At 64.8% G+C, this 1,691-nt stretch carries 1 protein-coding gene; it reads left to right on the forward strand.

Annotated features, from left to right (window positions below; all coding sequences use genetic code 11):
• Positions 1–1,691: hypothetical protein (locus tag ACFUJR_RS39200; RefSeq protein ID WP_383181685.1), on the forward strand; the 1,691-nt coding region annotated here is incomplete at both ends.

Here is a 1,691-nt window from a genome sequence, read left to right on the forward strand (position 1 = left end):
GCACCCTCGCCTACCTCACCCGCCACAACCCACCCACCACCAGCAACACCACCACCCCAGACCCCACAGCCACCAGCATCCCCGCCACCGACACCACGGTCAGCACCAGCATCCCGGCCACCACACCCAACGCCTACGCCGACCTCCTCACTCGCGCGCGGGAAGCAGCCGAAGCACAAAGCACCCACCGGCTCGACTACCACGCCATCGCCACCACCCTCTTCGGCCCCCACCCCACCCCCGCCCTCCTCGCCACCCACCTCGCCCTCGCCGCTTACCTCGCCCCCCCGGCCCTCAAAGTCACCCCCGAAGCCGCCCAAGCCACCGCACGCCTGATCATCTCCCTCATGGGCGAGGAGGAGCCCACCCTCCCCGAAAACCCCACCCTTCCCCAGGTAATCGACTACGCCATCTGGAGCGCCGCCCACGCCATCGTCCACAAAAGCGGGAATCGCAAACTGAGCCTGGGCGCCTTGGTGTTCTCCATTTGGGGGGAGGACCGGGGCCTGTCAGCCGAGCCGGCCCGGCGAAGACTGAACACTTGGTCTCGTCACGAGACGGTACGGGGCTGGCTTATGGCCGCCGGCCTCACCGGCGCACTGCCCGCCACAGGGAAGGATTTCAATCAGTTCAAGCCACTGGCTGATGAAATGCACAACTCCACAAGGCGGTTCAAAGTTCCCGTGTTCCTTCATCTCGCTCGAAAGTTTCCCCTGAATCGGGATGCTGAAGAACGGGAGGATGAGGATCAGGGAAATATTGCCGAATGGCGGAAAGGTGTCATCTTCCGCGCCATATATGCGGGGTGGGGGCTGGATGACTCACCGCTCCTCCAAGGCGGTGTGCGGTACCGGCTCGCGCAGGCCGCCCGCGAGGAACGTGACCGCTCCGGCAGCTCGGATCCGGCCACCATCGCGGCCCAGCTCCTGGGAACCGAGCAGGTAGGCATCGACCAGGTCGTACTCGTCCAAGAACTGCTCCGCGCGGACCTGAACCTGCAGGACCCGCAGTTCCCGGGACTTGCGCAGATCATCGTGGATGCCGTCGGCGACAGGCCGCCTCCCGCGATTCCCGGGCCTGACAGCACCCCGAGGGCGAAGGAGAAATGGGAGCAGCTTCCCGAGCCACAGAAACTGGCCCGCCGTATCGACCTGGCAATCTTCACCGCGGCAGATTCCGTCGTCCGAACAGGAAAATATCGCATCAGTGATCTCGTTCGTTCTGCCTACCCGGATCTCCACCTGGATCGGACGGTCAAGGCAGAGCAGGTGAATGGCTGGCTGCAGGCCTTCGGCTTGGAGCCCTATCACCCAGCCCGAATTGGCACACGCCGCGCGGTGAGCGTCATGAAAATGTTCTTCGATGAGGTATGGGAAGCCGTCGACGCCGGCGAGGACGTCAGTTTCCGTAGCGGCTCGAAAGCTTTCGCAGGCATGGGGATCACATGGCAAACGAGCTACATTTCCTCCGTGCCGTGGTTGCAGGCGCTGGGGCTGATCGGTGCACCGGTCACGGCCGGGAGCGTGCGCGGCAGAGTCCTGCAGCGGGTCCGGGAACTGATCGATCAGGGCGTGGACGACCCGGCCGAGATAGCGCAGAAGGCGTTCGGGACCAGGCGGGTGTTTCCGTCGCAGGTGGTGGTGGCGGAGCAGATGATGCGGCTGCTTGACCGTGGCGTGATCTCCACGCGG

It is taken from the genome of Streptomyces sp. NPDC057271 (genome assembly GCF_042668715.1).
In the GTDB taxonomy this organism is placed as follows: domain Bacteria; phylum Actinomycetota; class Actinomycetes; order Streptomycetales; family Streptomycetaceae; genus Streptomyces.